We start from the raw sequence: 23,538 nt of genomic DNA on the forward strand, positions 1-23,538 counted from the left end.
TGCAGGGATCTCAGGGAGAGTTGAGGCGTCCGTCTCATGAGACGGCGGCAACGGTGGCGGGAGTCAGGGTGCGGCGGAGCCGGTTGAACAGCTTCGGCTGGTTCAGGGAGAGCACCGCAACGGGGGTGCCCTCGCGCAGGTAGACGGAGATGAAGGAGCGGCTGTCGAGGCTGCCCTCGATGAGTTCGGGACGGTCGCCGGGGGCGACGTGTCCGGCGAGCTGGATGCGCACCTGGTACTGGTCGGACCAGAAGTACGGCGCGGCGGCCCGGGCGGGGGCGGCCGACTCGCCGTTGAGCAGGGTGCGGGCGGCGGTCTTCGCCTGCTCGGTGGCGTTGCTCCAGTGCTCGATCCGGGCGTGCCGTCCGGTGAACGGGTTGGGGCAGCGGGCGACGTCGCCGACGGCGACCACACCCGGGACGCTGCTCGCGCAGCCGGCGTCGCACACCACCCCGTCGTCGACCTGTACGCCGGAGCCGGCGAGCCAGTCGGTGGCGGGCCGCACGCCCACCCCGACCACGACGATGTCGGCGGGCAGCAGGCGCCCGTCCGCCAGCCGCACTCCGGTGACCCGGCCCTCGCCGACGAGGCCCGCCACGCCGGTTCCGCACAGCAGGCGCACCCCGTGGTCGGTGTGGAGGGAGGAGACCACGAGGCCCATTTCGCGGCCCAGTTGGCGTTCCAGGGGGACGTCGAGCGCTTCTACGACGGTGACATGGAGGCCGAGCCGGTGGGCGGTGGAGGCCACTTCGGCGCCGATGAAGCCGGCTCCGATGACGACGACCCGGGGCAGTCCGTCCAGCAGCTCGGCGCGCAGGGCCTCGGCGTCGTCGAGGGTGCGCAGGGTGTGGACACCGGCCAGTCCGTTCATGCCGGGGAGCAGCCGGGGGCTTGCGCCGGTCGCGACCACGACTCCGTCGCTGCGCAACCGCCGGCCGCCGGCCAGGGTGACGGCCCGGTCCGCGGGGTCGAGCCGTACCGCGCGCTCGCCGAGCAGCCAGGTGACCTGCAGGGCCTCGTACTCGTCGGCGTCGCCGAGGGCGAGCGCGTCGGCGTCGATGTCCCCCTTGAGGAAGTCCTTGGAGAGCGGCGGGCGGTCGTAGGGGGTGTGGCGCTCCTCCCCCACGACGACGATCTCGCCGTCGTAGCCCTCGGCGCGCAGCGCGCGGACCGTGCTCAGGCCTGCCAGCGACGCGCCGACGACTGTGATGCTCATGGGGAACCTCCGGGTTGCGGGTGCCCGACCGGGTGTCTCAAATTGCACAACTAAACTCGCTATACGCAACATGCTTGGGGCGAGGTCGGGGGCTTGTCAAGAGACGTACGGCATCAGTGCGTAATAGCGCACAAGGTTGCGCGATGTGCAACCTTCAGGGGTGCTCGGGTGCGGTCACAGCATCGGCTCGTCCCACTGGTCGAGCAGCATGTCGGCCAGGGCCCCGTCGAGCTCGGCCGGTGCGGCGTCCAGGGACTGTTCGCTCCAGATGACCTTGCCGCGAGAGGTGTACCGGGTGCCCCAGCGCCGGGCGTAGTGGGCGACGAGAAACAGACCCCGGCCGCCCTCGTCGGTGGTGGCCGCGCGGCGCAGGTGCGGGGAGGTGCTGCTGCCGTCGGCGACCTCGCAGATCAGGCTGTCCCGGTCGTACAGCAGCCGGAGCCGGATGGGATCGCTGCCGTAGCGGATGGCGTTGGTTACCAGTTCGCTGAGGATGAGCTCGGTGTTGAAGGCGATCTCGTCCAGGCCCCAGGTCTCCAGCCGGCGGGCGCAGGCGGCGCGGATGGGGCCGAGGGCGGCGGGATCGGCGGGCACGTCCCAGTAGGCGACCCGGTCCGGGTCCAGCAGCCGGGTCTGCGCCACCAGGAGGGCGATGTCGTCGCCGGGGCGGTCGGGCAGCAGGGCATCGAGCACTGCTTGGCAGGCCTCTTCCGGGGTCTGGCCGGGGTACGCCAGGGCGGCGCGCAGGAGGCCGAGTCCGGTGTCGATGTCGCGGTCGCGCGCTTCGATGAGCCCATCGGTGTACAGGGCGAGCCGGGAGCCCTCGGGCAGGTGCAGTTCGGCCGTCTCGACCGGCAGGCCGGAGCCCAGGCCGAGCGGTGGTGAGACGGGGACCTCGGGGAAGGTGACGCCGCCGTCGGGGTGGACGAGGGCGGGGCCGGGATGGCCGGCCCGGGCGATGCTGCACCGGCCGGAGACCGGGTCGTAGATCGCGAACAGGCAGGTGGCACCGGTGATGCCTTCGCTCTCTCCCCCGGCGGTCTCGGTCTCGTCGATGTGGGCGACCAACTCGTCGAGATGGCCCAGGAGTTCGTCGGCGGCCAGGTCGAGGGCGCAGAAGTTGTGGACCACGGTGCGCAGCCGGCCCATGGTCGCGGCGGCGTGCAGGCCGTGCCCGACGACGTCACCGACGACCAGGGCGACGCGGGCACCGGGCAGCGGGATGACATCGAACCAGTCCCCGCCCACTCCGGCCTGGGCGGGCAGATAGCGGTGGGCCACCTCCAGGGCCGACTGCTCGGGCAGCGCGCGAGGCAGCAGGCTGCGCTGCAGGGTGACCGCCATGGTGTGCTCGCGGGTGAAGCGGCGGGCGTTGTCGACCGCGACGGCCGCGCGGGCGGCCAGTTCCTCGGCGAAGGCCAGGTCCTCCTCCGTGAAGGCATCCTGGTCGGAGCGCCAGAAGTCGACCAGCCCCAGCACCATGCCTCGCGCCTGCAGCGGCACGGTGATCAAGGTGTGGATGCCGAAGTCCAGAACGCGCCGGGTCCGCTCGGGATCCTGCGCCTGCCAGCCCGGCGCGGCACCCAGATCGGGCTCCAGTACGCCGTGGCCGCTGTGCAGGCCCTGCGCCTGCGGCGTCGTCGGCAGGAAGGTGATCACCTCGTCCGCCGGGTACAGCGGATGGTCGTCCCGCACGCCGCGCACGGCGACGCGGTGCATCGCGGGGCCCGCGCCGTCCGGCTCATCGCCCCGCCGGACCGCGTCCAGCAGCTCGACCGTGACGAAGTCGGCGAACCGCGGAACCGCGATCTCGGCCAGTTCCTCGGCGGTGCGCACCACGTCGAGCGTGGTGCCGATCCGCACCCCGGCGTCGTAGAGCAGCTGCAGCCGGGCCCGCGCCACCTGCGCCCGGCCCGCCAGTGCGCGCAGCTCGGTGGTGTCCCGCAGGGTGGCCACGCTTTCGGCCGGGCCTCCGTGCGGGGCGGTCGGCCGTACGTTGACCGCCAGCAGCCGCTCCCCCGCCAGGAGCACCACGTCGGAGGCCGTCCGGCCCGAGGTCAGCAGGGTGGCGGTACGCGGGGCGAGGCCGAGGTCGGTGACCGGCCGGCCCACGGCGTCCTGGGGCAGGTCGAGGAGCCGGCTCGCCTCGTCGTTGGCGAGCAGCAGCCGCCCCTCGTCGCTGACGACGAGCACACCTTCCCGCACCGAATGCAGGACCGCGTCGTGGTGCTCGTACATCCGGGTCATCTCGGCCGGTTCCAGCCCGTGCGTCTGGCGCCGCAGCCGCCGGCTCACCAGCGCCGATCCGCCCGTGACCAGTGCCAGCCCGACGGCGGCGGAACCGAACAGCAGCGGCAGCTGTTCCACCACCCGGTGGTTGATGGCCTTGACGGTGACCCCGACGGACACCAGCCCGACGACCTTCCCGTCGGTGTCGAAGACGGGAACCATCGAGTCCACGGCGCGGCCGATCCCGGGTGTGTCGTACGTGGCCTGGTGCACCCTGCCGGCGAGCGCGTCGGAATAGGAGCCGACGACGTGCTTGCCGATCAGGTTCGGGTCGGGGTGGGTCCAGCGAAAGCCGGCCGGACTGAACGCGATGACGTAGGCGACGCCGGATCCCTTGCGGGCCTCCTCCGCCCGCGGCTGCAACAGCGCGCTGGGGTCGGCGGACTTCATGGCGGCCAGCGTGCCCGGGGCGTGCGCGAAGGTCTCGGCGCCGACGAGCGAACGCTCATTGGCCTCCTGCACGCTGGCGCTGCGGGCCTGCAGCACCAGCGCCACCAGCGCGGCCACGACCAGCAGCAGGACGACGGCCACCTGCAGGACGAAGACCTGGCCGGCGACGCTGTGCACATTCAGCACGGAGGGCAACCGGGCCGGGGACCGCCGAGATCTGGACTTGGCCATACCCCAAGTATTGGTCGCTGCGGCTGCGGCGCCCCCGGTCATGCTGCGATGGCCCGTCCACCTGCCGGAGGGGGCCGCCGAACGGCAGGTGGACGGGCAGTATCGGGGCGGGGTCAGCCGGCGGGCCGTCCGTCGAGCCTGCTCTGCAGCCAGCTGTGGAACTCGCCGATGTGGTGCTCGCTGGGCACCAGCACACCGCCCTTGGCGTACGCCCGCGAACTCATCGCCGGCTGGGTGCGCTCGCACGCGTCGAAGTCCTGCTGGTTGACGCGGTGGAACAGCTCGACCGAACGGTCCACGTCCTTGCCGCTCTCCACCACGTGCGGGAGATACAGCCAGTCGCACTCGACGACCGTGCGGTCGGCCGACATCGGGTACATCCGGTGGAAGATCACATGGTCGGGGACGAGGTTGATGAACACCTGCGGCCTGACCGTGATCGCGTAGTAGCGGCGGTCCTGGTCCTCCGCGACACCCGGGATGCGGTCCAGTCCCTCGGAGCCGTCGACGGTGAAGCCCTGCACCTCCTCGCCGAACTCCGCGCCGTGGCCTACGTAGTACTGCGCCGCATATCCGTCCGCGAACTCCGGGAGTACCTCGGTGAGTTCGGGGTGGATGGTCGCGCAGTGGTAGCACTCCATGAAGTTCTCGATGATGAGCTTCCAGTTGGCCTGCACGTCGTAGGTGATACGACGGCCCACCTGGAGGTTCTCGATGCCATAGCGCTCGATGGACTCGACGTCGCCGAGCCGCTCGACGACCGCGCCCAGCACGTCCTCCTCGAAGGACGGAGGGTTCTCGGCCAGGCACACCCACACATAGCCGAGCCACTCCCGGACATGGACGTCGACCAGGCCGTAGGCGGTCCGGTCGATGTCCGGCATCGACGTCAGGTTCGGCGCGGCCACCAGCTTGCCGTCCAGGCCGTACGTCCAGGCGTGGTACGGGCACTGGAAGGCCCGCTTGACCTCGCCGGACTCCTCCGTGCACAGTTTCGCGCCGCGGTGCCGGCAGATGTTCAGGAACGCCTTGACCGAGCCGTCCCGGGAGCGGGAGACCAGCACGCTCTCGCGGCCCACCTGGACGGTGCGGAACTGGCCCGGCTTGGCCAGCTCGGGGGCGCGGGCCACGCAGAACCACATGGCCTCGAAGACGCGCTCCTGTTCCAGGGCGAAGACCTCGGGGTCGGTGTAGTACTCCCCGGGCAGCGTGGAGATCAGGCTGGGAGGCAGGTCCATCATGGTCATCAGGTCACCTTCGGAAAATGTCGGACGCGAAATGTCGGACGCGTTCGGAAAATGTCAGACGCGCACACGGCGAGGGTCGAACAGGGCGATGGGGTGCCCGGTGGAGCCTTCGGTGGCCAGATCGGCGAGGATCTCGCCGATCACGGGCACGAACTTGAACCCGTGGCCGGAGATTCCGCAGGCCACCGTCACCTGCGGATGGTGCGGTCACAGGGCCACCACCGAGCGCAGGACCTCGCCTTGGTGCATCTTGGCGAACGCCTCCTCGACCTCGTCGAGGGCGATCACCTCGCTGACGAACCCGCCGAGGTCGAAGCGGCCCTGGAGGTAGAGGTCGATCAGGGCGGGGAAGTCCCGGGAAGGCAGACAGTCGCCGTACCAGGAGGACTTGAGGGCCCCGCCGCGACCGAAGACGTCGAGCAGGGGCAGGTTGAGCGTGAGCCCCGGGGTGGGGACGCCCACCAAGACGGCGATGCCGGCCAGGTCGCGGGCGTAGAAGGCCTGTTTGAAGGTCTCGGGGCGACCCACCGCGTCCACGACGATGTCGGCGCCGAAGCCGCCGGTGAGGGAGCGGATCGCCTCGACGGCGTCGGTCCTGGAGGAGTCGACGGTGTCGGTGGCGCCGAACTGCTCGGCCCACTTCAGCTTCCGCTCGTCGACGTCCACGGCGATGATCCGGCTCGCACCGGCCACCTTGGCGCCCGCGACGGCGGCCATGCCGACGCCGCCGCAGCCGATCACCGCGATCGAGTCCCCGCGGCCCACGCCGCCGGTGTTGACCGCGGCGCCGAAGCCCGCCATCACGCCGCAGCCGAGCAGGCCCGCCGCGGTGGCCGGGGCGGTCGGGTCCACCTTGGTGCACTGGCCGGCGGCGACCAGGGTCCTCTCGGCGAAGGCGCCGATGCCCAGGGCCGCGGAGAGCGGGGTGCCGTCGACCAGCGTCATCGGCTGGGTGGCGTTGTGGGTGGCGAAGCAGTACCACGGCTCGCCCTTGCGGCAGGCCCGGCAAGTGCCGCACACCGCACGCCAGTTGAGGACGACGAAGTCACCGGGCGCGACGTCGGTGACACCCTCGCCGACCGCCTCGACCACGCCCGCGGCCTCGTGGCCGAGCAGGAACGGGAACTCGTCGCTGATCCCGCCCTCCCGGTAGTGCAGGTCGGTGTGGCAGACACCGCAGGCCTGCACCTGCACCAGCGCCTCACCCGGCCCGGGGTCCGGCACCAGGACGGTCTCCACGGAGACCGGGGCGCCCCTTTCCAGGGCGACGACGGCGCGTACCTCGTGTGTCACTGTCGATCTCCTCGATGAGGGGGGAGGGCCGAATGCAGCCTTCGGCCGGGTGTTCTGGATGGCGGGACTCATATGGCGGGGCTGGTCGATCGCTCCCGCGGAGCGAGATGTGCTCGGCGGCTCCGAGACCGAGCCGCTTGTTGCGTATTACGCATCAAGCTTCACTATAAGCAACGCTGAAACTGTCTTCCGCGCGGGCGACCGCTGTCAAGGGGTCGCCCACCGCGAACTTCGCACAATTTCGACAGCCTTTGGACACCCGATGGCAGGCAGCGACATGCTGACCAGGTGCGAAGAGATCATGCGGGAGGTGTGCGAGGACTTCGAAGCCGAGCTGAAGCAGTTCAACGGCGAGCACGATCATGTACACCTGCTGGTGCACCACCCACCGAAGGTCCAGCTCCCCAAACTGGTCAACAGCCTCAAGGGCGTCTCCGCCCGGCTGCTGCGCAAGGAGTACGACACGCACGTCCGCCGGTATCTGCAGGGCGGACACTTCTGGTCCGGCTCCTACTTCGCCGGCTCATGCGGGGGAGCGCCGCTCACCGTCGTGAAGCAGCCCTACGTCCAGGCGCACCGGCGCGGCGTCAAGCTCGTCGGGGCCACGGCGCACTACGTCACCTCCGATCTCGACGAAGGCCCGATCATCGAGCAGGACGTGGTCCGCGTGGACCACTCGCGCGACCCGGACGACCTGGTCACCATGGGCCGCGACGTCGAGGCGCAGGTGCTCGCCCGCGCCGTGCAGTGGCACAGCGAGAGCCGTGTCCTGGTCAACGGCCACTGCACCGTCGTCTTCCGCTGACGCCCGACACGAAATGCGTATAGTTGCGCCATGAGCAACTATACGGCTGACGGCGAGACAGCAGCTCCCTCGGTGAACGGGGTGCAGTCCGTCGACCGTGCCGTCAGCGTCCTGGAGATCCTCGCCCAGCGCGGCGAGGCGGGCGTCAGCGAGGTCGCCGCCGAGATCGACGTCCACAAGTCGACCGCGTTCCGCCTGCTCGGCGCTCTGGAGGCACGCGGTCTGGTGGAGCAGACGGCCGAGCGGGGCAAGTACCGGCTCGGCTTCGGGATCGTGCGCCTGGCCGGCGCGGTCACCGGCCGTCTCGACATCACCCAGCAGGGTCGGCCGGTGTGCGAGCGGCTCAGCGAGGAGATCGGCGAGACCGTCAACATCGCGGTCCTGCAGGAGCATTACGCGGTCAACCTCTACCAGGTGCGCGGCCCGGGCGCGGTCGGCACACACAACTGGGTCGGGCAGCTCACCCCGGTGCACGCCACGTCCAGCGGCAAGATCCTGCTGGCCCACCTGTCGCCGGAGGAGCGCGCGGACGTCCTCGCGGCGTCCGGGCTGAAGAAGCTCACCCCCCACACCCTGACGGCCAGGACGCAGCTGGCGAGGGACCTCACCGCGGCCCGCGAGCGCGGATACGCGGTGACGCTGGAGGAACTCGAGATCGGACTGCACGCCATGGCGGCCCCGATCCGCTCCCGCGACGGCGAGGTCATCGCCGCCCTCAGCGCCTCCGGCCCCGCATACCGCTTCACCGAGGAGCGCATGCACGAGCTGGCGCCGGTGCTGCTGAAGGGTGCGGAGGAAATCAGCCATCGGATGGGCTACCTGGGCTGAGGTGCGCTCCGCGGGTGAGCCGCGAAGTGCCGTCGGTCGTCTGCGGCGCCGTCGTGGCTGGTCGCGCCCCGCGGCGGAGCCGCATATCGATACAGCCCCGCGCCCCAAAAAAGCCTAGGCGGGCGCCTCGGCACCCCAGCGCGCCGTCACCCGTACCGCGTCGAGCGTCGACGCCACGTCGTGTACCCGCAGGCACCAGACGCCCTGCGTGGCGGCGAGCACGGACACGGCGGTGGTCGCGGCGTCGCGCAAGCGCGCCGGGCGGGGCTGTCCGGTCGCCGGATCCGCCAGCAGGCGCCCCAGGAACGACTTGCGTGAGGCGCCCACGAGGACGGGATGTCCCAGCGCGCGGACTTCCCCGAGGCGGCCCAGCAGCTCCCAGTTGTGCTCCGCCTCCTTGGCGAAGCCCAGCCCGGGGTCGACGATCAGGCAGCCGGGCCGGATGCCCGCCTGCAGTGCGGCCTCGGCCCTCAGGCGCAGTTCGTCGACCACATCGGTGACGACGTCGCCGTAGACGGCGTTCGCCTGCATTCCGGCGGCGTGGCCGCGCCAGTGCATCAGCACGTACGGCGCCCCGGCCCGGGCCATCGTCGGCAGCATCGCGGGGTCGGCCAGGCCGCCCGAGACGTCATTGATCAGCCGTGCGCCCGCGTCGAGGGCGCGGGCGGCGACCTCGGCGCGCATGGTGTCGACGCTGACGATCGCGCCCGCTGCGGCGAGTTCCCGGACGACGGGCAGGACGCGCCGCAGCTCCTCCCCGACCAGCGGGCGGGCCGCGCCGGGACGGGTCGACTCCCCGCCCACGTCGACGATGTCCGCGCCGTCCGCGAGCAGCGCGAGTCCGTGCGCAACGGCCGCTTCCGGCGCGTACGACAACCCGCCGTCGGAGAAGGAGTCCGGGGTGACGTTCACGACGCCCATGACCAGTGTCCGGCCGGGCCGCGGCAGCCCGTGCGGATGGAGTTCCGGCGTTCCCGGGCGCGGCGGGGCGGTCGCCCGGACCGTGGCGGTCACAGGGTGGCTCCTCCGGTGGGCGCGGCCCCGCCGAGGCGGGCGGCGGCGCAGGTCGGCGGGAGGTTCGGCGGGGCCTCGGACAGCTCGACGTAGATCGTGCCGTCCTCGACGAGGACCCGGTGGGTGCGGACGGGCAGCCGGGCCGGCGGGGCGTCCACGCTGCCCGTGCGCAGGTCGAACTTCGAAGCGTGCAGCGGGCACTCGACCTCGCAGCCCTCCAGCCAGCCGTCGGCGAGCGAGGCGTCCTGGTGGGTGCAGGTGCCGTCGATCGCGTAGAGCTCGCCGTCCTCAGTGCGGAAGACGGCGACGGGCGGGTCGGACTCCAGCCGGAACGCCTCACCCTGCGGCAGATCGGCGAGACGGCACGCGGGAAGCTTCACGGCGACCTCGATGCGCATTACGAAACTGTATGCGCAAAGCGCAACGAAGCTAGTCTCGGGTCGCCCCCACCCCTTGTCAAGGAGTCGCCCGGTGGCAGCAGATCCCGCCGCACCGCGTCATGGAATCTCCTGCTCGGCCCAGATGATCTTTCCGTCGGGTGTGTACCGGGCGCCCCAGCGATCGGTCAGCTGCGCCACCAGGAAGAGGCCGCGGCCGCCCTCGTCCGTGCTCCGGGCATGCCGCAGCCGGGGGGCCGTGCTGCTGGCATCGGAGACCTCGCAGGTCAGGCGGGCGTCACGGATCAGTCGTAGCCGGATGGGCGGCTCGGCGTAGCGGATCGCGTTGGTGACCAGCTCGCTCACGACGAGCTCCGTCGTCATGGCCAGGTCCGCAAGGCCCCAGGCGGCCACCTGGCGGGTGGCGCGGGCGCGGATGTCGGCCACGGCAGCCGGGTCCACCGGCACCTGCCACGAGACGACATGGTCGGCGCCCAGGGCGTGTGTGCGCGCCAGGAGAAGGGCGATGTCGTCGGGCTGCGGCACGGGCACGAGTTGCCGTACCGCGGACGAGCACAAGACGTCGAGGTCGGAGTCGGAGCGGGCCAGCAGCTCGCCGAGCCGGGACATGCCCAGCTCGATATCGCCGTCGGCGCCCTCGATGAGGCCGTCGGTGTAGAGACCGATCAGGCTGTTCTCCGGGAGCTCGATCTCGGTGGCCTCGAACGCCATCCCGCCCAGCCCGAGCGGCGGCCCGGCCGGGGGCTCCGGGAAGGACACCTGCCCGTCGGGTGCGACGACGACGGGGGGCGGGTGTCCGGCGCGGGCCATGGTGCACCGCCGGGTGACCGGGTCGTAGACGGCGTACAGGCAGGTCGCCCCCAGGAAGGCGGTGGTGTTGCGGTGGGCCGCCTCGTCGTCGGCCCGCTCGGCGCTCAGCCGCAGCACGAGGTCGTCGAGGTGGGCGAGCAGTTCGTCGGGGGGCATCTCCATGTCGGCGAGGGTCTGCACCGCGGTGCGCAGCCGTCCCATGGTCGCCGCGGCGGTGAGGCCGTGCCCCACCACGTCGCCGACGACGAGACCCACGCGGGCCCCGGACAGCGGGATCACGTCGAACCAGTCGCCGCCCACACCGTCCGTCGGGTCCGCCGGCAGATAGGCCGAGGCCACATCCAGCGCGGTTCCGCCCGTCAGGGCCTGCGGCAGCAGACTGCGCTGCAGGGTGACGGCCGCGGTGTGTTCCCGGGTGTAGCGGCGCGCGTTGTCGACGCACAGCGCGGCCCGCGCCACCAGCTCCCGGGCCAGCAGGACGTCGTCGGGCTGGAACTGAACGGGATTGAGCGACCGCATGAACGTGGCGATACCCAGGACGGTGTTCCGGGCCCGCATCGGCACGGCGATGAAGGAGTGCAGCCCGAACTCCCTTATCTTTGCCGCCCGTTCGGGCTGTTCGCTGATCCAGCGTTCGTCGGACGGATCGAGCACGGGCAGGAGGACCGGCTCGCCGTCGACGAGCAGGCTCACATCGTGCGACGGAGGCAGGAAGCCCGCCCGGTCCCCGACCCGGGCCACGGCCTCCGGGCAGCCCTCGCGCACCGAGCTCATTCCGGCGCGGCGCATCACCGGCCCGACGGAGGCGGGCCCGGCGTCCGTCAGCCACGCGCCGTGCCCTTCGGTGCTGAGGACGGGCTCCAGCAGGTCCACGACGACGAAGTCCGCGAAGCGGGGCACGACGAAGTCGGCGAGCTCCTGCGCCGTCCGCATCACATCCAGTGTGGTGCCGACGCTGGTCCCGGCCTCGTTGACCAGCGTCAGCAGCCGGCGGGCGGTCCACCGCTCGGTGACGTCCTGGACCATGTAGCAGACCCCGGTGACGGAGTCGTCGGCGTCCACCAGAGGGAAGAAGGACGTGGAGTAGGCGTGCTGGCGGTGCGGATCGGCCCAGCTCCAGCCCAGGTACTCGTAGTCGGTGACCGGGAGCCCGGTCTCCAGGACCTTGCGCATCAGTCCCTCGATGGCGGCCGCCTGCAGCCCGGGCAGCAGCTCGCTCAGCCGGCGCCCCAGCCGCTGTTCGCGGGGCACACCGCCGAACCGTTCCAGGGTGTCGTTGATCCATACGTAGCGCAGCTCCCGGTCCATCACCGCCATGCCGACCGGGGAGCGGGTCAGGAACCCGTCGAGCACGGACTGGCGGACCGTCCACTGCTGCCGCCGCTCCCGCGCCGACAGCAGAAAGCACTCGTCCTCGCCGATGTGGAAGGACGCGGAGACCCGCAGGTCCACGTCGAGGGCGCGGCCCTCGCGGTGCCGTACGGCGATGAGACCGCTCCATCCCATGCCGGCGCGGCACCGCTGCGCCACAGCGGCCACCCGGGACGGGTCCGCGGGCATCGCCACCAGGCGTGCGGCGGAGCCGCCGACCACCTCGGAAGCGGGGTGGCCGAGCAGCTCTTCGGCGCCCCGGGTCCAGCCGAGCACGACGCCCGCCGCGGACACGACCGCCGCCGCGTCGGTGGACGCGTCGAGGAGATCGCGCACTTCTGAGGGCGTCGGCCCGTCGGATGCTTTTCGCGCAGGATCCATGGATGCCATCCGGGTGCCGTCCTTTACACGACCATGTTCCTGCTTGTCCGCCCGATCTGCACGGCCCTGGCGGACACCCCCGCCGGGGCCCGCAGCGCTACCGCCCTCCGCGGACCGGAGGGAGCATGGAAGTGCGGCTGGTCGGAACCCGGCCGGCGGCGGCCCCGGCCGGGGTCCCCGGACCCCGCCGAACGGTGGAGGTGGTTGCGGGATGACAGCCGAATCCTTCCAGCCCGACAGTGATTCGGACGGCTTCGAGCCGCCCCCGCCGACCGGTCTGCTGGATGTCCTGAGCGTGTCCGCGATGGTCATCGACGCCGATGGACGCATCGTGTTCTGGACCCCGCAGGCCGAGGAGCTGTTCGGGTACAGCGCGCAGGAGGCTCTCGGCAAGTACGCGGCCCGGCTGTTCATCCAGCCCGAGCATCTGAAGGCGGTGGTCAGGCTGTTCACGGAGGTGCTGGAGACCGGCCGCAGCTGGGCGGGGGCCTTCCCGATCCGGCACAAGGACGGCAGCACCCGGGTGATGGAGTTCCGCAACATGCGGCTCCAGGACGATCTTGGGGACGTGTACGCCCTGGGCATCGTGGCCGACCACAACCTGCTCCAGCGCGTCGAGACCGATCTGGCGCTGTGCGAGCGGCTGATCGAACAGTCCCCCATCGGCCTGGCCCTCCTGGACCCCGACCTGCACTACCTGCTGGTCAACCCGGCGCTGGAGCGCATCGACGGCATCCCCGCCGAGGATCACGTGGGCCGTGGCCTGCGGGAGACGCTGCCGCTGCCCGACATCGACAGCATCGAGGGCGCGCTGCGTCAGGTGCTGACCACCGGCACCCCGCTGCTCGACCAGTACCACGTGGGCCGCCCGCCGGCCGACCCCGAGCACGAACACGCCTGGTCGCTGTCCTTCTACCGGCTGGAGGACCCGGGCGGGCGGGTCCTGGGCGCGGCCGCCTCGGTCGTCGACGTCACCGAACGGCACCGCGCGGCCGCCGAGGCCGACCGGGCCCGGCGCCGCCTCGCCCTCATCGCCGACGCCTCGGTGCGGGTGGGCACCACGCTGGAGGTGGAGCAGACCGCCCGTGAACTGGCCGAGATCGCCGTACCGCAGCTCGCCGACGTGGTCGCCGTGGACGTCCTCGACTCCGCCCTCGCCTGCCGCCGCTCACGCAGACCGGACGACGGGCCGGAGCTCTTCCGCGCCCTCGCACTCAAGGCGGCCCAACCGACCGTGGCGCTGCGCGCCGCCGACCCGCCCGGCGGCCTCGCGGCCTACGACGGGGACCGCCTGGTCACACTGTGCGTGCACACCGGCCGGCCGGTCCTGGTGCGGCACGTCGGCGACCGCGATCTGCCGCGCATCGCCCGGGACGCCGAGGCCGGCTCGCTGCTGGCCCGCGCCGGCGTCCACTCGTACCTGGCCGTGCCGCTGATCTCCCACGGCGAGGTGCTCGGCGCCCTGGACCTCAAGCGCACCACCAACCCGCTCCCCTTCGACGAGGACGATGTCGTCCTCGCGAGCGAACTCGCCGGGCGCGCGGCCGTGGCCATCGACAACGCCCGCTGGTTCCAGAGCGTGCGCAACACCGCCCTGACCCTGCAGCGCAGTCTGCTGCCCGACCACCCGCCCCGGCACGCGGGCCTCGAACTCGCCTCCCGCTACCAGCCCGCCCAGGCCACCAGCGAGGTCGGCGGCGACTGGTACGACGTCATCCCGCTGAGCGACGACAGGACCGCCCTGGTCGTCGGCGACGTCATGGGCAACGGCATCGACGCCGCCGCCACCATGGGCCGGCTGCGCACCGCCACCTGCGCCTACGCGGACCTCGACCTCGCCCCCGAGGCCGTGCTCCAGCACCTCGACAAGATCACCTGCGATCTGGAGCACTACATCGTCACCTGCCTCTACGCGGTGTACGACCCGCGCACGAGGCTGTGCCACATCGCCAACGCCGGACACATGCCGCCTGCACTGGTCGGCCCGGAGCACCCCGCCGAGTTGCTCGACCTGCCTTCCGGCGCCCCGCTCGGCGTCGGCGGCATCTCCTTCGAGACGACCACGGCCCGGCTCGACCCCGGTGACCTGCTGGTCCTCTACACCGACGGCCTCGTCGAGACCCGGCACCACCCCATCGACGACCGCCTGGACGCCCTCCTCGGCTTCCTCGACGAACCCCACCGCCCCCTGGAGGAAACCTGTGACCTCCTGCTGTACGGCCTGCGCCACCCCGACGACCACGACGACGTCGCCCTGCTCATCGCCCGGGCCGTCTAGACGGGCGCGGCAGGGAACCCGGGTGGCGGGAGAGGCGTTCTCATTCATGAGTTCATGAAAGGAACGGGGGCGACAAGATGAGCGACAAGGCGCGGAAGCTGTTCGAGGCGCTCGACCTCGACCACAGCGGGACGCTGACCCGCGAAGAGGTGATCATCGCCATGCGGACGAAGGGCCCGACCCTGGCCGCGTCGGGCGATCTGCCGTTCTGGGCCCTGGGGGACGCCGACTCCTCCTCCGCCCTGTTCGACGCCGCCGACCAGAACGGGGACGCCGTACTGACCCTGGAGGAGTTCGCGGCGCTGGTGGACCGCCGTTTCGGCTGGCACTGACGCCGGGAGGCTCAGCCCTCGGCCGGGGTGAGCAGGACGAAGTCCGCCCTGGACGGGTCGAGGCAGACGGCCAGCCGCCCGACGCCTTCCGCGTCCTGCGGCCCCATCTGCACACTGCCGCCGCTCTCGGTGACCTTGGCGACCGCCGCGTCGCAGTCGGCGACGGCGAACACCGGGTGCCAGTACGGCCGCCCGTTCGCCAGGGAGAGGGCTTCCCCGGGAACCTCCATGAGGCCGCCCTGCATGCGCTCCGCGGGCAGCCCGGCCGGAGTGATGAGGATGTATGTGCCCCCGCCGCCCGGCAGCTCCATGTCCCCGAACTGCCAGCCGAGGACACCGCCGTAGAACTCCTTCGCGGCCGCGGCGTCGCTCGTGTACAGCTCGGTCCAGGACAGCGAGCCCGGCTCGTCCACCAGCTCGGCGCCCTTGTTCTTCCCCGGCTGCCAGACGGCGAACTGGCCACCCAGCGGGTCGCTGTACTGCGCCATCCGGCCCCAGTCGTCGAGATCCATGGGCGCCACCCGCACCGTGCCGCCCAGCCGCTGCACGACCTGGGTCGTGGCGTCCGCGTCGGTGACGCTGTAGTAGATCATCCAGGCCGGGCGGGCGCCCTCCTCGGTGAGCCTGCCGAGCCCGGCGACGATCTTGCCGTCCTTCCGGAACATCCCGCCTTCCGTCTCCCCGCCCTCGCCCATGGACTCGTAGTCCCAGCCGAGCACGGCGCCGTAGAAGGCTGCGGCGGCACGGACGTCGGGAGCGCCGAGGTCGAGCCAGCAAGGAGAACCGGGAGCGAAGTCAGTAGTGATCACGGAGCTCCCCTTTCGCGGATTTTCGTACGGACCCAGCCTGACACCGAGTCATGACACCTGCTCGTCGGGCGGCTGGCTGCGGCGGGCCGACCCATCGAGGTCAGTTGCTCGGTTCGGTTGCCGGAAGGGCGAGTTCACACCCTGTCGTGCGTGGGCCGGACGGTGCCGTGCGACCTCGGCCGCCGCCCCGCCACCCACCCGAACACCACCACCGAGCACACCGCCGCGAACGCACACCAGGTCGACACGAACTCCAGCCGCCACAACACCCAGCACACCAGCGCGCCCACCCCGGCGAGGAGGCCGAACGCCCGCAGCCTGCGGTCGCCGGACAGCAGCAACGCGCCGACCGTGGCCGGCAGATAGCCCGTGATGAGTACGCCCGCATACGGCAGCCCGATGACATAGCCGACGGTGTGCCCGCGGATCTCGGCTCGCACGGGACGGGTGGCAATGGCGTACGCCAGCGCGGCCGCGGTCGCCACTCCGCACAGCACGGGAATCGTCAGCCGGGCCCGGGCATGCCGTGGCACGGCGCACACCACGGCCACCGGCACCCACACCGCGAGCAGGGGAAGGGCGATCACGGCCCAGGCGACGGTGGCCGGTCCGGTGCCGCCCCCGGCGTTCCAGACCTGGGCCTCGACCAGCTGATGCACGCCGAGCAGCAAGGGCAGCGCGGCAAGCGGGAGATCACCGGTCCGGTGCACCCGCGCCACGCAGGCCACACCGATGCAGGCGATCCCGGCACCCGCGACGAGATCAGCCGTCGCACTCCAGCACATGGCACCACCATGGCGGCGACTTCTGCTCAAATCCACTGCCGGGTCAGATCATGGCCTCATCCGCGCTTGCGGAGGTACGCCTCCAGCTCGGCGGCGCCGGTCAGCATCGCCCGCCCCCGGGCGGACAGCCGGCTGTGCCAGTCGCCCAGTGCGGCTTCCAGTGGCTCCAGCCCGCCGGCCGCCCGTACCTGGGCGATCAGCGGGGCGATCTGCTCCAGCAGATAGCCGCCCCGTCTGAGCTGGTGAGCCAGCCGGGCGTCCCGCACATCGGACTCGTCGTAGACCCGGTACCCGGTCAGCGGGTCGCGGCGCGGGCGTACCAGCCCGGCACGCTCCCACTTGCGCAGCGTCGCGGGCCGCAGCCCGAGCTTTTGTGCCAGCGGCCCGATGAACGTATGGCCGGGCTCGGACGGCGGGGTGGGATCCAGGTCGCTCAGGGCGCTCTCCACGGCCTGGAGGGTCCGGCGGTCGTCGAGGAGCTGGGCGTGGCTCTCGTCGATGAGGCGGAACGCCTCGTCGACCGCGCCCTGGTTCACCGCTCGCATGATCGACGTCGCTGTGCGGTGTCCATGGCCGGGCACCAGGGCGAGAAACGCGCGCAGGGCTCCCGCGTGCAGCGAGGTGTAAGTGCGGTAGCCGTGGGGCGTGCGGACGGCGGCCGGAAGGATGCCGGCCTCCTCGTAATTCCTGATCGCCTGCGTGGACAGACCGTGCCCGCGCGCGAGATCAACGGGCCTGAGCCGATCGGCGTCTTGAAGGTTTCGCCGCATTGTCCTGCCGATATCGCCAAAAAGTTTCAATGGCTACTGACATCAAGGAGACCACGCATGCCGTCGAGGCGGCCGCCGTCATGGGGCTGCTGCCGGCCCGGCCGCGGCTGCTCGCTCTGGGCGAGCCCACCCATGGCGAGGACACCCTGCTCGACCTGCGCAACGAGCTCTTCCGGCAGCTCGTCGAGCAGGAGGGCTACCGGACGATCGCGATCGAGAGCGACTGCCTGATGGGCCTGGTCGTGGACGCCCACGTCACCTCTGGCACGGGCACCCTCGACGAGGTCATGCAGCACGGATTCAGCCACGGTTGGGGCTCCTCCGCGGCCAACCGCGAACTCGTGCGCTGGATGCGCGCCTACAACGTCCGCGCCGACTCCGACGGCCGGCCCGCGTCCGAGCGGCTCCGCTTCGCCGGTTTCGACGGCCCGCTGGAGATCACCGGCGCCGCGAGCCCCCGCGAGGCCCTCACCGCCCTGCACGGCTGTCTCGCGGCCCGGGTGGCCGCGGACCTGCTCCCCTGCACCGCGGAAACACTGGACCGCCTGCTCGGCACCGACGACCGGTGGACCGATCCGGCCGCGATGACGGACCCGGCCCAGTCCGTGGGGCAGTCGGCCGGGGCCGGTCGGCTGCGGCTGCTCGCCGACGATCTGGTGGCGCTGCTCGACGCGCAGACGCCGCACCTGATCACGGCGACCTCGCGGGAGGACTGGCATCGGGCGCGCCTGTACGGGCGCACCGCAACCAGCCTGCTGCGCTACCACCACTGGATGGCCGACCCCTCACCGAGCCGCCTGACCCGGCTGGTGGCCCTGCGGGATTCGATGATGGCCGCCAACCTCCTCGCCCTCGCCGAACAGGGCCCGGCACTGGTCCACGCCCACAACGGGCATCTCCAGCGGGACAAGAGCACGATGCGGATGGGCGGGCTGCCACTGGAGTGGTGGAGCGCCGGCGCAATCGTCAGCACCCACCTCGGCGAGGGGTACGCCTTCTTGGCCACGGCCCTCGGCACCATCCGCCACCAAGGAGTGGACACCCCGCCCCCGGACACCGTCGAAGGGCTCCTCTACGCGCTCCCGGAGGACCGCTGCGTCGTCGACACGTCCCTGCTGGCCACCACCCTCGGCGACACACGGCCCGCCCTCCGCGTGTCCCCGTTCTACGGCTACGCCCCGCTCGACCCGGCCCACCTGGCCGGAACCGACGGGATCGTGTTCGTCAAGGACGTCCCGTAGAGCTGGTGGCCGCACCGTCCTGCTCAACAGTGGCGCAGCAACCGGCTCGCCTTTCATGCCGACGCCGGCCCGCGCGCCCGCGTCCAGATCACGTCAGCCGCATCCACCATCGCGCTGCACTGGTTGCCACAGCCCCTGATCAGCACCTCCGGCGGCACGCTCGGTGTCGGCCTGGGCCGGCAGTGGCAGCGACCAGGTGTAGAGGTCCGGGTCGAAGGCGTTGAGGCGCTTGACGAGCCTGGCGGTCGACCAGGGCCAGCAGAAGGTGTTGATTCCGGGGAGGCCGAAGTAGTAGCCGGTGCCGCCGGCAGTGTTGTACACGGTGGTGCGCAGCGCCGCGTGCAGGGACTGCTGGTGGGCTGCTTCGGCCTCGGGCCTGACATCCAGCGTGGTCGCCCCGCTGGCGCGCAGGTGGTTGAGGGCGGCGGTGATGTAGCGGAGTTGGGCTTCGAGGACTGTGGGGACGGCTGTCGTGCCGGTGAGCAGATTCGGGCCGATGAGCAGGAAGAGGTTGGGGTATCCGCTGACGCTGGTGCCGAGGTAGGCACGGCGGTCGTGGGCCCAGGCCTGGGCCAGTGTGCCGTCGGTGCCGTGCAGATGGGGGGCGAGCGGGATGTCGCCGATGTGGTACCCGGTCGCGAGGACGACGATGTCGGCGCGGGTGCGGGTGCCGTCGGCGCCGATGACGTCGGAGCCCTCCACGGCGGTCACGCGGGTGGGATGCAGCCGCACGTTGGGCCGGGTGAGGGCGGCGTAGTAGGTGCCGGAGGTGATAAGGCGGCGGCCGCCGAAGCGGTAGTCAGGAGTGAGGGCCCGGCGCAGAGCGCGGTCCCTTACCGAGGTACGCAGATGGAGGCGGGCAAGGGCCTCCAAAGGCCGCAGCAGGTGGGGGTGGCGCAGGGGTACGCCGATGGCTTCCTGGGTTCGGTGGTGCAGGCCGCGTAGTGCGCGGCGTGCTGCCGGGTGGTGCTGGAAGAAGCGGTGGAGCCCCGGGGGGAGGGGGTAGTCGGGTTTCGGAAGTACCCACTGCGGTGTGCTCTGGAAGACGTCGATATGAGCCGCCTTCGGCTGGATCTCGGGCAGGAACTGGACGGTGGACGCTCCGGTGCCCACCACTGCCACGCGCCGTCCGGTCAGGTCGACTTCGTGGTTCCAGCGGGCGGAGTGGAAGGCGATGCCCGGGAAGGTGTCGAGGCCGGGGATGTCGGGCCGGCGGGGCCGGTGCCAGGGGCCGGTGGCGACGATCACGGCGCGGGCGGTGTACGCGCCCGACGTGGTCTGCAGGTTCCAGCGGTGCGCTTGCGGCTGCCAGCGGATGCTCAGCACTTCGGTGTCGTAGCGGATCGCCTTGTCCGCGCCGTGCGTCACCGCGGTGGTGTCGAGGTAGTCGAGAATCTCGGACCGGTCGGCGAAGCCCCGCCTCCACGGGTGGGGTGCGAAGGAGTATTCGTACAGCATCGCCGGTACGTCGCAGCCGCATCCGGGATATGTGTTGTCGCGCCAAGTCCCGCCGAGGCGACCGGACTTCTCCAACAAGACGACGTCGTCGAAACCGGCCCGGCGCAGGGCGATCACGGCGGCCACGCCGGAGAGGCCGGCCCCGATCACCACGACGTCCGCTTCATGACGATGGTTGTCGATGCTGTCGTCGGCCACCGGCGCCCGCCCCCTGTCTGCCCGGTGAGCGCCCCGGCGCTGATGCCGAACCGCCCCCGACCACTTACTCAGAGCGACCGAGCGTAGTGTCAGCCACGATCGTCTGTGGCGATATGACCGGTGGATGCCTCATAGGAGTGATCTTGCTGCGAGGGCCGAGTGCAGTGCGTTCTCCTGTGTTTGGCTGCCGCCCATGATGCGGCATCTGCCTTACCCCAGTGGCTGGTTCTGCCTGGCGCGTTCACGAGAACTGGCCCCCGGCAAGGTCCTGACCCGCCGCTTCATGGACGAGGACATCGTCCTTTACCGCACCCGCGACGGCCGGCCCCACGCAGTGCGTCCCCACTGCCCACACCTGGGCGCTCACCTGGGAGCGGGCGGCACCGTGGAGGGCCAGAACCTGCTGTGCCCCTTCCATCGCTTCGCCTTCGCCCCCGACGGCACCTGTGTCGGCACCCCCGACGGCCCGCCCCCGCGCGCCCGCCTGCAGCACCACACCATCAACGAGCGCAACGGCTTCCTCTTCGCCTGGCACGAACCGAAGGGCGCTCCACCCGCCTGGGAAGTCCCCGGGACCGCCCGGGCCGGAGTCGTTCCGACAGCCGCCTGGAGCACGGAAGTGCACACCTACGCCCAGGAGATCATCGAGAACACCCTCGACTACCGGCATCTCCCGGTCCTGCACCACGTTGCCGTGCAGGAACTCGACCCGCCGACGGCCCAAGGCCCCCTCCTGCGCATGCGGCTGCGTCTTGGGCCGGACCGGCCTCCCGCCCTCAAACAGAAGATCCAGGCCGACCATACGTTCCTCATGGCCGGGCTGGGATATCTCCGCGTCGATCTCCCGCTGCCCTCGCTCGGACTCGTCAGCCACCTGTGGGCGATGCACACACCGACCGGGCCCCGGCGCACCCACATGCTGGTCGCGACGGCCTGTGCAGACATCCGCGATGAGGACGCCGCGAAACCGTCGCTCCCACGACGTGGCCTGCACCGGGCCTTCGCCCACGCGATGCTGCGCACCGCGGTCAGCAAGGTCCATCAGGACCTGAGGATCTGGAACACCAAACGCTTCGAGCCGCGGCCCCGCCTCGCCGCGAGCGACGAGGCCATCGGCCTGTTCCGCCACTGGGCCCGCCAGTTCTACCCGGCGCCGTGAGGAAACGGGATGGTGCTGCTCGGCCCTGGGCCGCTGATACGAGGCATCGCCCGCGAGGTCTTCCGCTGACGATCAGTTCCTTGACGCGCCGGGCAAGGGTCCGCAGCGCGAGGCTCCGTGCTGCTGTAGCGGCTGCTCCAATAGAGTGGGCTCAGCAGAAAGAGGCCGTTCAACGACGGCACAGAGCCCTGCACGGACCGGAGAGGCGCACATGACCAGGGGGACCACCGAACGCAAGCAACGCGCCAACGGTGTGGAGTCCCGCCGCCGCATTCTCGACGCCACCGTGGAGATCGCGGGCGAGCGCGGCTACGAGGGCACGTCGATCGCGGCGGTCAGTGCCAAGTGCGGACTGCCGGCCAGCTCGATCTACTGGCACTTCAAGGACAAGGACGACCTGATCGCCGCCGTCATCGAGCGCAGCTTCGAGAGCTGGCTGGCGGCCGTCGCGCTGCCGGGCGAACAGGCCGGTACGCCGCTGGAGCGGGTCACGGCGATGGCGGCGAACGTCGCGAAGGCGCTCGTCGACGTCCCCGACTTCCTGCGTCTGGGCCTGATGCTCGCCCTGGAGCGCCGGCCCACGGAGCCCCGGGGCAGGACGGTGTTCCTCCAGGTCCGCGCCATCGCCCACCAGAGGACGGCCGACATGGTCAGGACCCTGTTCCCGGACCTGGCCGAGGACGACGTACAGACCCTGACCACCTACGCCGTCGCCGGCGCCGACGGCCTGTTCGTGCACCGGGAGATCAACGGTGCCGCCGTCGACCTGGTGGCGATGTTCGAACTGCACGCGCGGCTGGTCTACGACGCGGCGACCCGCATGACGGCGCGGACAGCCACACAGCCGCGCGGCTGACCGGCAGCCGAACCCAGCCCGCCGTGGCCCGGGTGAGCGCAAGCCCAGGCCGCCCGCCGTATTCGCTTCTATCGTGGGAACACATTGACAGATGGCGCCAAGGCGGGCAGCACATGAGGGAACCGCAACCGATCGACTACGCGGCGGTCTTCCAGGCCCTGCCCGGCATGGTGGCACTGCTCACCCCCGAGCTGGTCTACGTCGACGTCAACGACGACTTCGAGCAGCTGGCCGGGCGCCCTCGTGACCAGCTGCTGGGCCGGTACATCTTCGACGTCTTTCCCGAGAACCCGAACGATCCGGCCGCGGCCGGCATGCGGGAGACCCGTGAGTCGATGCTGCGCGTGGTGGCCACCGGCGAGCGGGACACCATGGCGGTGCTCCGCTACGACATCGAGGACTCCCTGCGGCCCGGCCAGTGGCAGGTGCACTTCTGGAGCCCGGTCAACGCCCCCGTCCTCGGCCCGGACGGGAAGGTGTCACTGGTCGTGCACCGGGTGGAGGAGGTCACCGAGCTCCTGCGCGACCTCGGCACCCGGACCGACAGCGACCGGTCGGCCGTGCTGGAGGCCGAGCTCTACACCCGCGCCCGGGAGCTGCAGGGGGTCAACGAGCGCCTGCGCAAGGCGCACGCCCACGAGCGTGAGGTCGCCCTGGCCCTGCAGGCGGCGATGATGCCCACCCCCAGGCATCGCGGACCTCATCAGGCGGCCCTGCGCTACCAGCCCGCCATCGGTGGCCTGAACGTGTGCGGCGACTGGTACGACCTGGTGGATCTGCCCGGCGACCGTATGGCGGTCGCCGTCGGCGATGTCGTCGGCCACGGTCTGGCGGCCGCCTGCGCCATGGGGCAACTGCACAGCGCCCTGAGCGCGGCCACCCGTCTCGCCGACGGCCCGGCGCAGGCCCTGGAGGCCCTCGACATGTACGCCGGCTCCGTCGACGGGGCCGAGGCCGCCACGGTGGCGACGACCTTCGTCGACTGGCACGAGCACACCATCACCTACAGCTGTGCCGGCCACCCGCCGCCCGCCGTGCTCCACTCCGACGGCACCGTGTCCTTCCTGGACCAGGCCACGGACCCGCCGATCGACGCGCGCCCCGACCATGTCACCCGCCCCCAGGCCCGCGCCCCCTTCACCGAGGGCGACACCCTGGTGCTGTACACCGACGGTCTGATCGAGCGCCGTACCGAGGACATCGACACCAGCCTGGGCCGCCTCGCCGACTGTCTGGCCCGCCACCGGCAGACCGCTCCCGAGGCCCTGGCCGACGCCCTCCTGGCCGATCTTCTTCCGTCCACGGGCAACACCGACGACACCGCGCTGGTCGTCGTCAGCCTGTAGCCGTCGGGCCCGGCCTCCACAAAGCGCTCCTGA

General features: G+C 71.4%; 19 protein-coding genes and 1 pseudogene. 8 read left to right on the forward strand and 12 right to left on the reverse strand.

Features of this window, described 5'->3' with window-relative positions; genetic code table 11:
• Positions 1–34: 34 nt before the first annotated feature.
• From P2Q00_RS33660 to P2Q00_RS33680, 5 genes and pseudogenes are all read right to left on the reverse strand, one after another.
• A complete protein-coding gene (locus P2Q00_RS33660) occupies positions 35–1,216 on the reverse strand; it encodes an NAD(P)/FAD-dependent oxidoreductase (protein ID WP_275777368.1) in 1,182 nt (393 codons plus the stop codon).
• 174 nt (positions 1,217–1,390) lie between these two features.
• Complete coding sequence (locus P2Q00_RS33665; RefSeq protein WP_275777369.1) at positions 1,391–4,126, reverse strand: SpoIIE family protein phosphatase; 2,736 nt, start codon at positions 4,124–4,126, stop codon at positions 1,391–1,393.
• Positions 4,127–4,239: 113 nt separating this feature from the next.
• The gene (locus P2Q00_RS33670) at positions 4,240–5,373 is read right to left on the reverse strand and encodes an aromatic ring-hydroxylating oxygenase subunit alpha (RefSeq protein WP_275777371.1); all 1,134 of its coding nucleotides are present in this window, start codon (positions 5,371–5,373) and stop codon (positions 4,240–4,242) included.
• Between the two features lie 54 nt (positions 5,374–5,427).
• Positions 5,428–5,580: pseudogene (locus tag P2Q00_RS33675) on the reverse strand (N-methyl-L-tryptophan oxidase); the annotation flags it as partial.
• The gene (locus P2Q00_RS33680) at positions 5,581–6,666 is read right to left on the reverse strand and encodes an S-(hydroxymethyl)mycothiol dehydrogenase (protein WP_275777375.1); all 1,086 of its coding nucleotides are present in this window, start codon (positions 6,664–6,666) and stop codon (positions 5,581–5,583) included.
• Positions 6,667–6,832: 166 nt separating this feature from the next.
• On the opposite strand from P2Q00_RS33680, the gene tnpA reads away from it, so the two are divergent.
• Together tnpA and P2Q00_RS33690 are read left to right on the forward strand one after the other, a co-directional pair.
• A complete protein-coding gene (gene tnpA / locus P2Q00_RS33685; protein WP_425579654.1) occupies positions 6,833–7,471 on the forward strand; it encodes an IS200/IS605 family transposase in 639 nt (212 codons plus the stop codon).
• A gap of 30 nt (positions 7,472–7,501) precedes the next feature.
• The gene (locus tag P2Q00_RS33690; RefSeq protein WP_275777376.1) at positions 7,502–8,299 is read left to right on the forward strand and encodes an IclR family transcriptional regulator; all 798 of its coding nucleotides are present in this window, start codon (positions 7,502–7,504) and stop codon (positions 8,297–8,299) included.
• A gap of 114 nt (positions 8,300–8,413) precedes the next feature.
• Here the strand turns inward: P2Q00_RS33690 and folP are convergent, their stop codons facing one another.
• From folP to P2Q00_RS33705, 3 genes are all read right to left on the reverse strand, one after another.
• The gene (gene folP, locus P2Q00_RS33695; protein WP_439145908.1) at positions 8,414–9,313 is read right to left on the reverse strand and encodes a dihydropteroate synthase; all 900 of its coding nucleotides are present in this window, start codon (positions 9,311–9,313) and stop codon (positions 8,414–8,416) included.
• On the reverse strand, positions 9,310–9,693 hold the full coding sequence (locus P2Q00_RS33700; protein ID WP_275777673.1) for a bifunctional 3-phenylpropionate/cinnamic acid dioxygenase ferredoxin subunit: 384 nt from the start codon (positions 9,691–9,693) through the stop codon (positions 9,310–9,312). The genes folP and P2Q00_RS33700 overlap by 4 nt, the downstream gene beginning before the upstream one ends.
• A 117-nt stretch (positions 9,694–9,810) precedes the next feature.
• Positions 9,811–12,282, reverse strand: a complete 2,472-nt coding sequence (locus P2Q00_RS33705) for a SpoIIE family protein phosphatase (RefSeq protein WP_275777377.1) — start codon at positions 12,280–12,282, stop codon at positions 9,811–9,813.
• 202 nt (positions 12,283–12,484) lie between these two features.
• On the opposite strand from P2Q00_RS33705, the gene P2Q00_RS33710 reads away from it, so the two are divergent.
• Both P2Q00_RS33710 and P2Q00_RS33715 read left to right on the forward strand, forming a co-directional pair.
• The gene (locus P2Q00_RS33710) at positions 12,485–14,551 is read left to right on the forward strand and encodes a SpoIIE family protein phosphatase (protein WP_275777379.1); all 2,067 of its coding nucleotides are present in this window, start codon (positions 12,485–12,487) and stop codon (positions 14,549–14,551) included.
• 77 nt (positions 14,552–14,628) lie between these two features.
• Positions 14,629–14,883: an EF-hand domain-containing protein gene (locus P2Q00_RS33715; protein ID WP_275777380.1), complete on the forward strand. Its 255-nt coding sequence runs from the start codon at positions 14,629–14,631 to the stop codon at positions 14,881–14,883.
• Between the two features lie 11 nt (positions 14,884–14,894).
• On the opposite strand, the gene P2Q00_RS33720 is transcribed toward P2Q00_RS33715, so the two are convergent.
• The 3 genes from P2Q00_RS33720 to P2Q00_RS33730 form a co-directional block, all read right to left on the reverse strand.
• Positions 14,895–15,692: a VOC family protein gene (locus P2Q00_RS33720; protein ID WP_275777381.1), complete on the reverse strand. Its 798-nt coding sequence runs from the start codon at positions 15,690–15,692 to the stop codon at positions 14,895–14,897.
• A gap of 134 nt (positions 15,693–15,826) precedes the next feature.
• Entirely contained in the window at positions 15,827–16,477 is a 651-nt protein-coding gene (locus tag P2Q00_RS33725; protein ID WP_275777382.1) for a DUF6629 family protein, read from the reverse strand.
• Between the two features lie 56 nt (positions 16,478–16,533).
• Positions 16,534–17,247, reverse strand: a complete 714-nt coding sequence (locus tag P2Q00_RS33730; protein ID WP_275777383.1) for a TioE family transcriptional regulator — start codon at positions 17,245–17,247, stop codon at positions 16,534–16,536.
• 29 nt (positions 17,248–17,276) lie between these two features.
• Between P2Q00_RS33730 and P2Q00_RS33735 the strand changes: the two genes are divergently transcribed.
• The gene (locus P2Q00_RS33735) at positions 17,277–18,488 is read left to right on the forward strand and encodes an erythromycin esterase family protein (RefSeq protein ID WP_275777384.1); all 1,212 of its coding nucleotides are present in this window, start codon (positions 17,277–17,279) and stop codon (positions 18,486–18,488) included.
• Positions 18,489–18,581: 93 nt separating this feature from the next.
• Here P2Q00_RS33735 and P2Q00_RS33740 read toward each other — a convergent pair whose 3' ends face one another.
• Positions 18,582–20,144, reverse strand: coding sequence for a flavin-containing monooxygenase (locus P2Q00_RS33740; RefSeq protein WP_275777385.1), 1,563 nt, complete (start codon positions 20,142–20,144; stop codon positions 18,582–18,584).
• Between the two features lie 193 nt (positions 20,145–20,337).
• On the opposite strand from P2Q00_RS33740, the gene P2Q00_RS33745 reads away from it, so the two are divergent.
• From P2Q00_RS33745 to P2Q00_RS33755, 3 genes are all read left to right on the forward strand, one after another.
• On the forward strand, positions 20,338–21,303 hold the full coding sequence (locus tag P2Q00_RS33745) for an aromatic ring-hydroxylating oxygenase subunit alpha (RefSeq protein ID WP_275777386.1): 966 nt from the start codon (positions 20,338–20,340) through the stop codon (positions 21,301–21,303).
• A 211-nt stretch (positions 21,304–21,514) separates the two neighbouring features.
• Positions 21,515–22,159: a TetR/AcrR family transcriptional regulator gene (locus P2Q00_RS33750; RefSeq protein ID WP_275777387.1), complete on the forward strand. Its 645-nt coding sequence runs from the start codon at positions 21,515–21,517 to the stop codon at positions 22,157–22,159.
• A 113-nt stretch (positions 22,160–22,272) separates the two neighbouring features.
• A complete protein-coding gene (locus tag P2Q00_RS33755; RefSeq protein ID WP_275777389.1) occupies positions 22,273–23,505 on the forward strand; it encodes a PP2C family protein-serine/threonine phosphatase in 1,233 nt (410 codons plus the stop codon).
• Positions 23,506–23,538: the final 33 nt, after the last annotated feature.

Source organism: Streptomyces coacervatus (assembly GCF_029223485.1).
GTDB classification, from domain to species: domain Bacteria; phylum Actinomycetota; class Actinomycetes; order Streptomycetales; family Streptomycetaceae; genus Streptomyces; species Streptomyces coacervatus.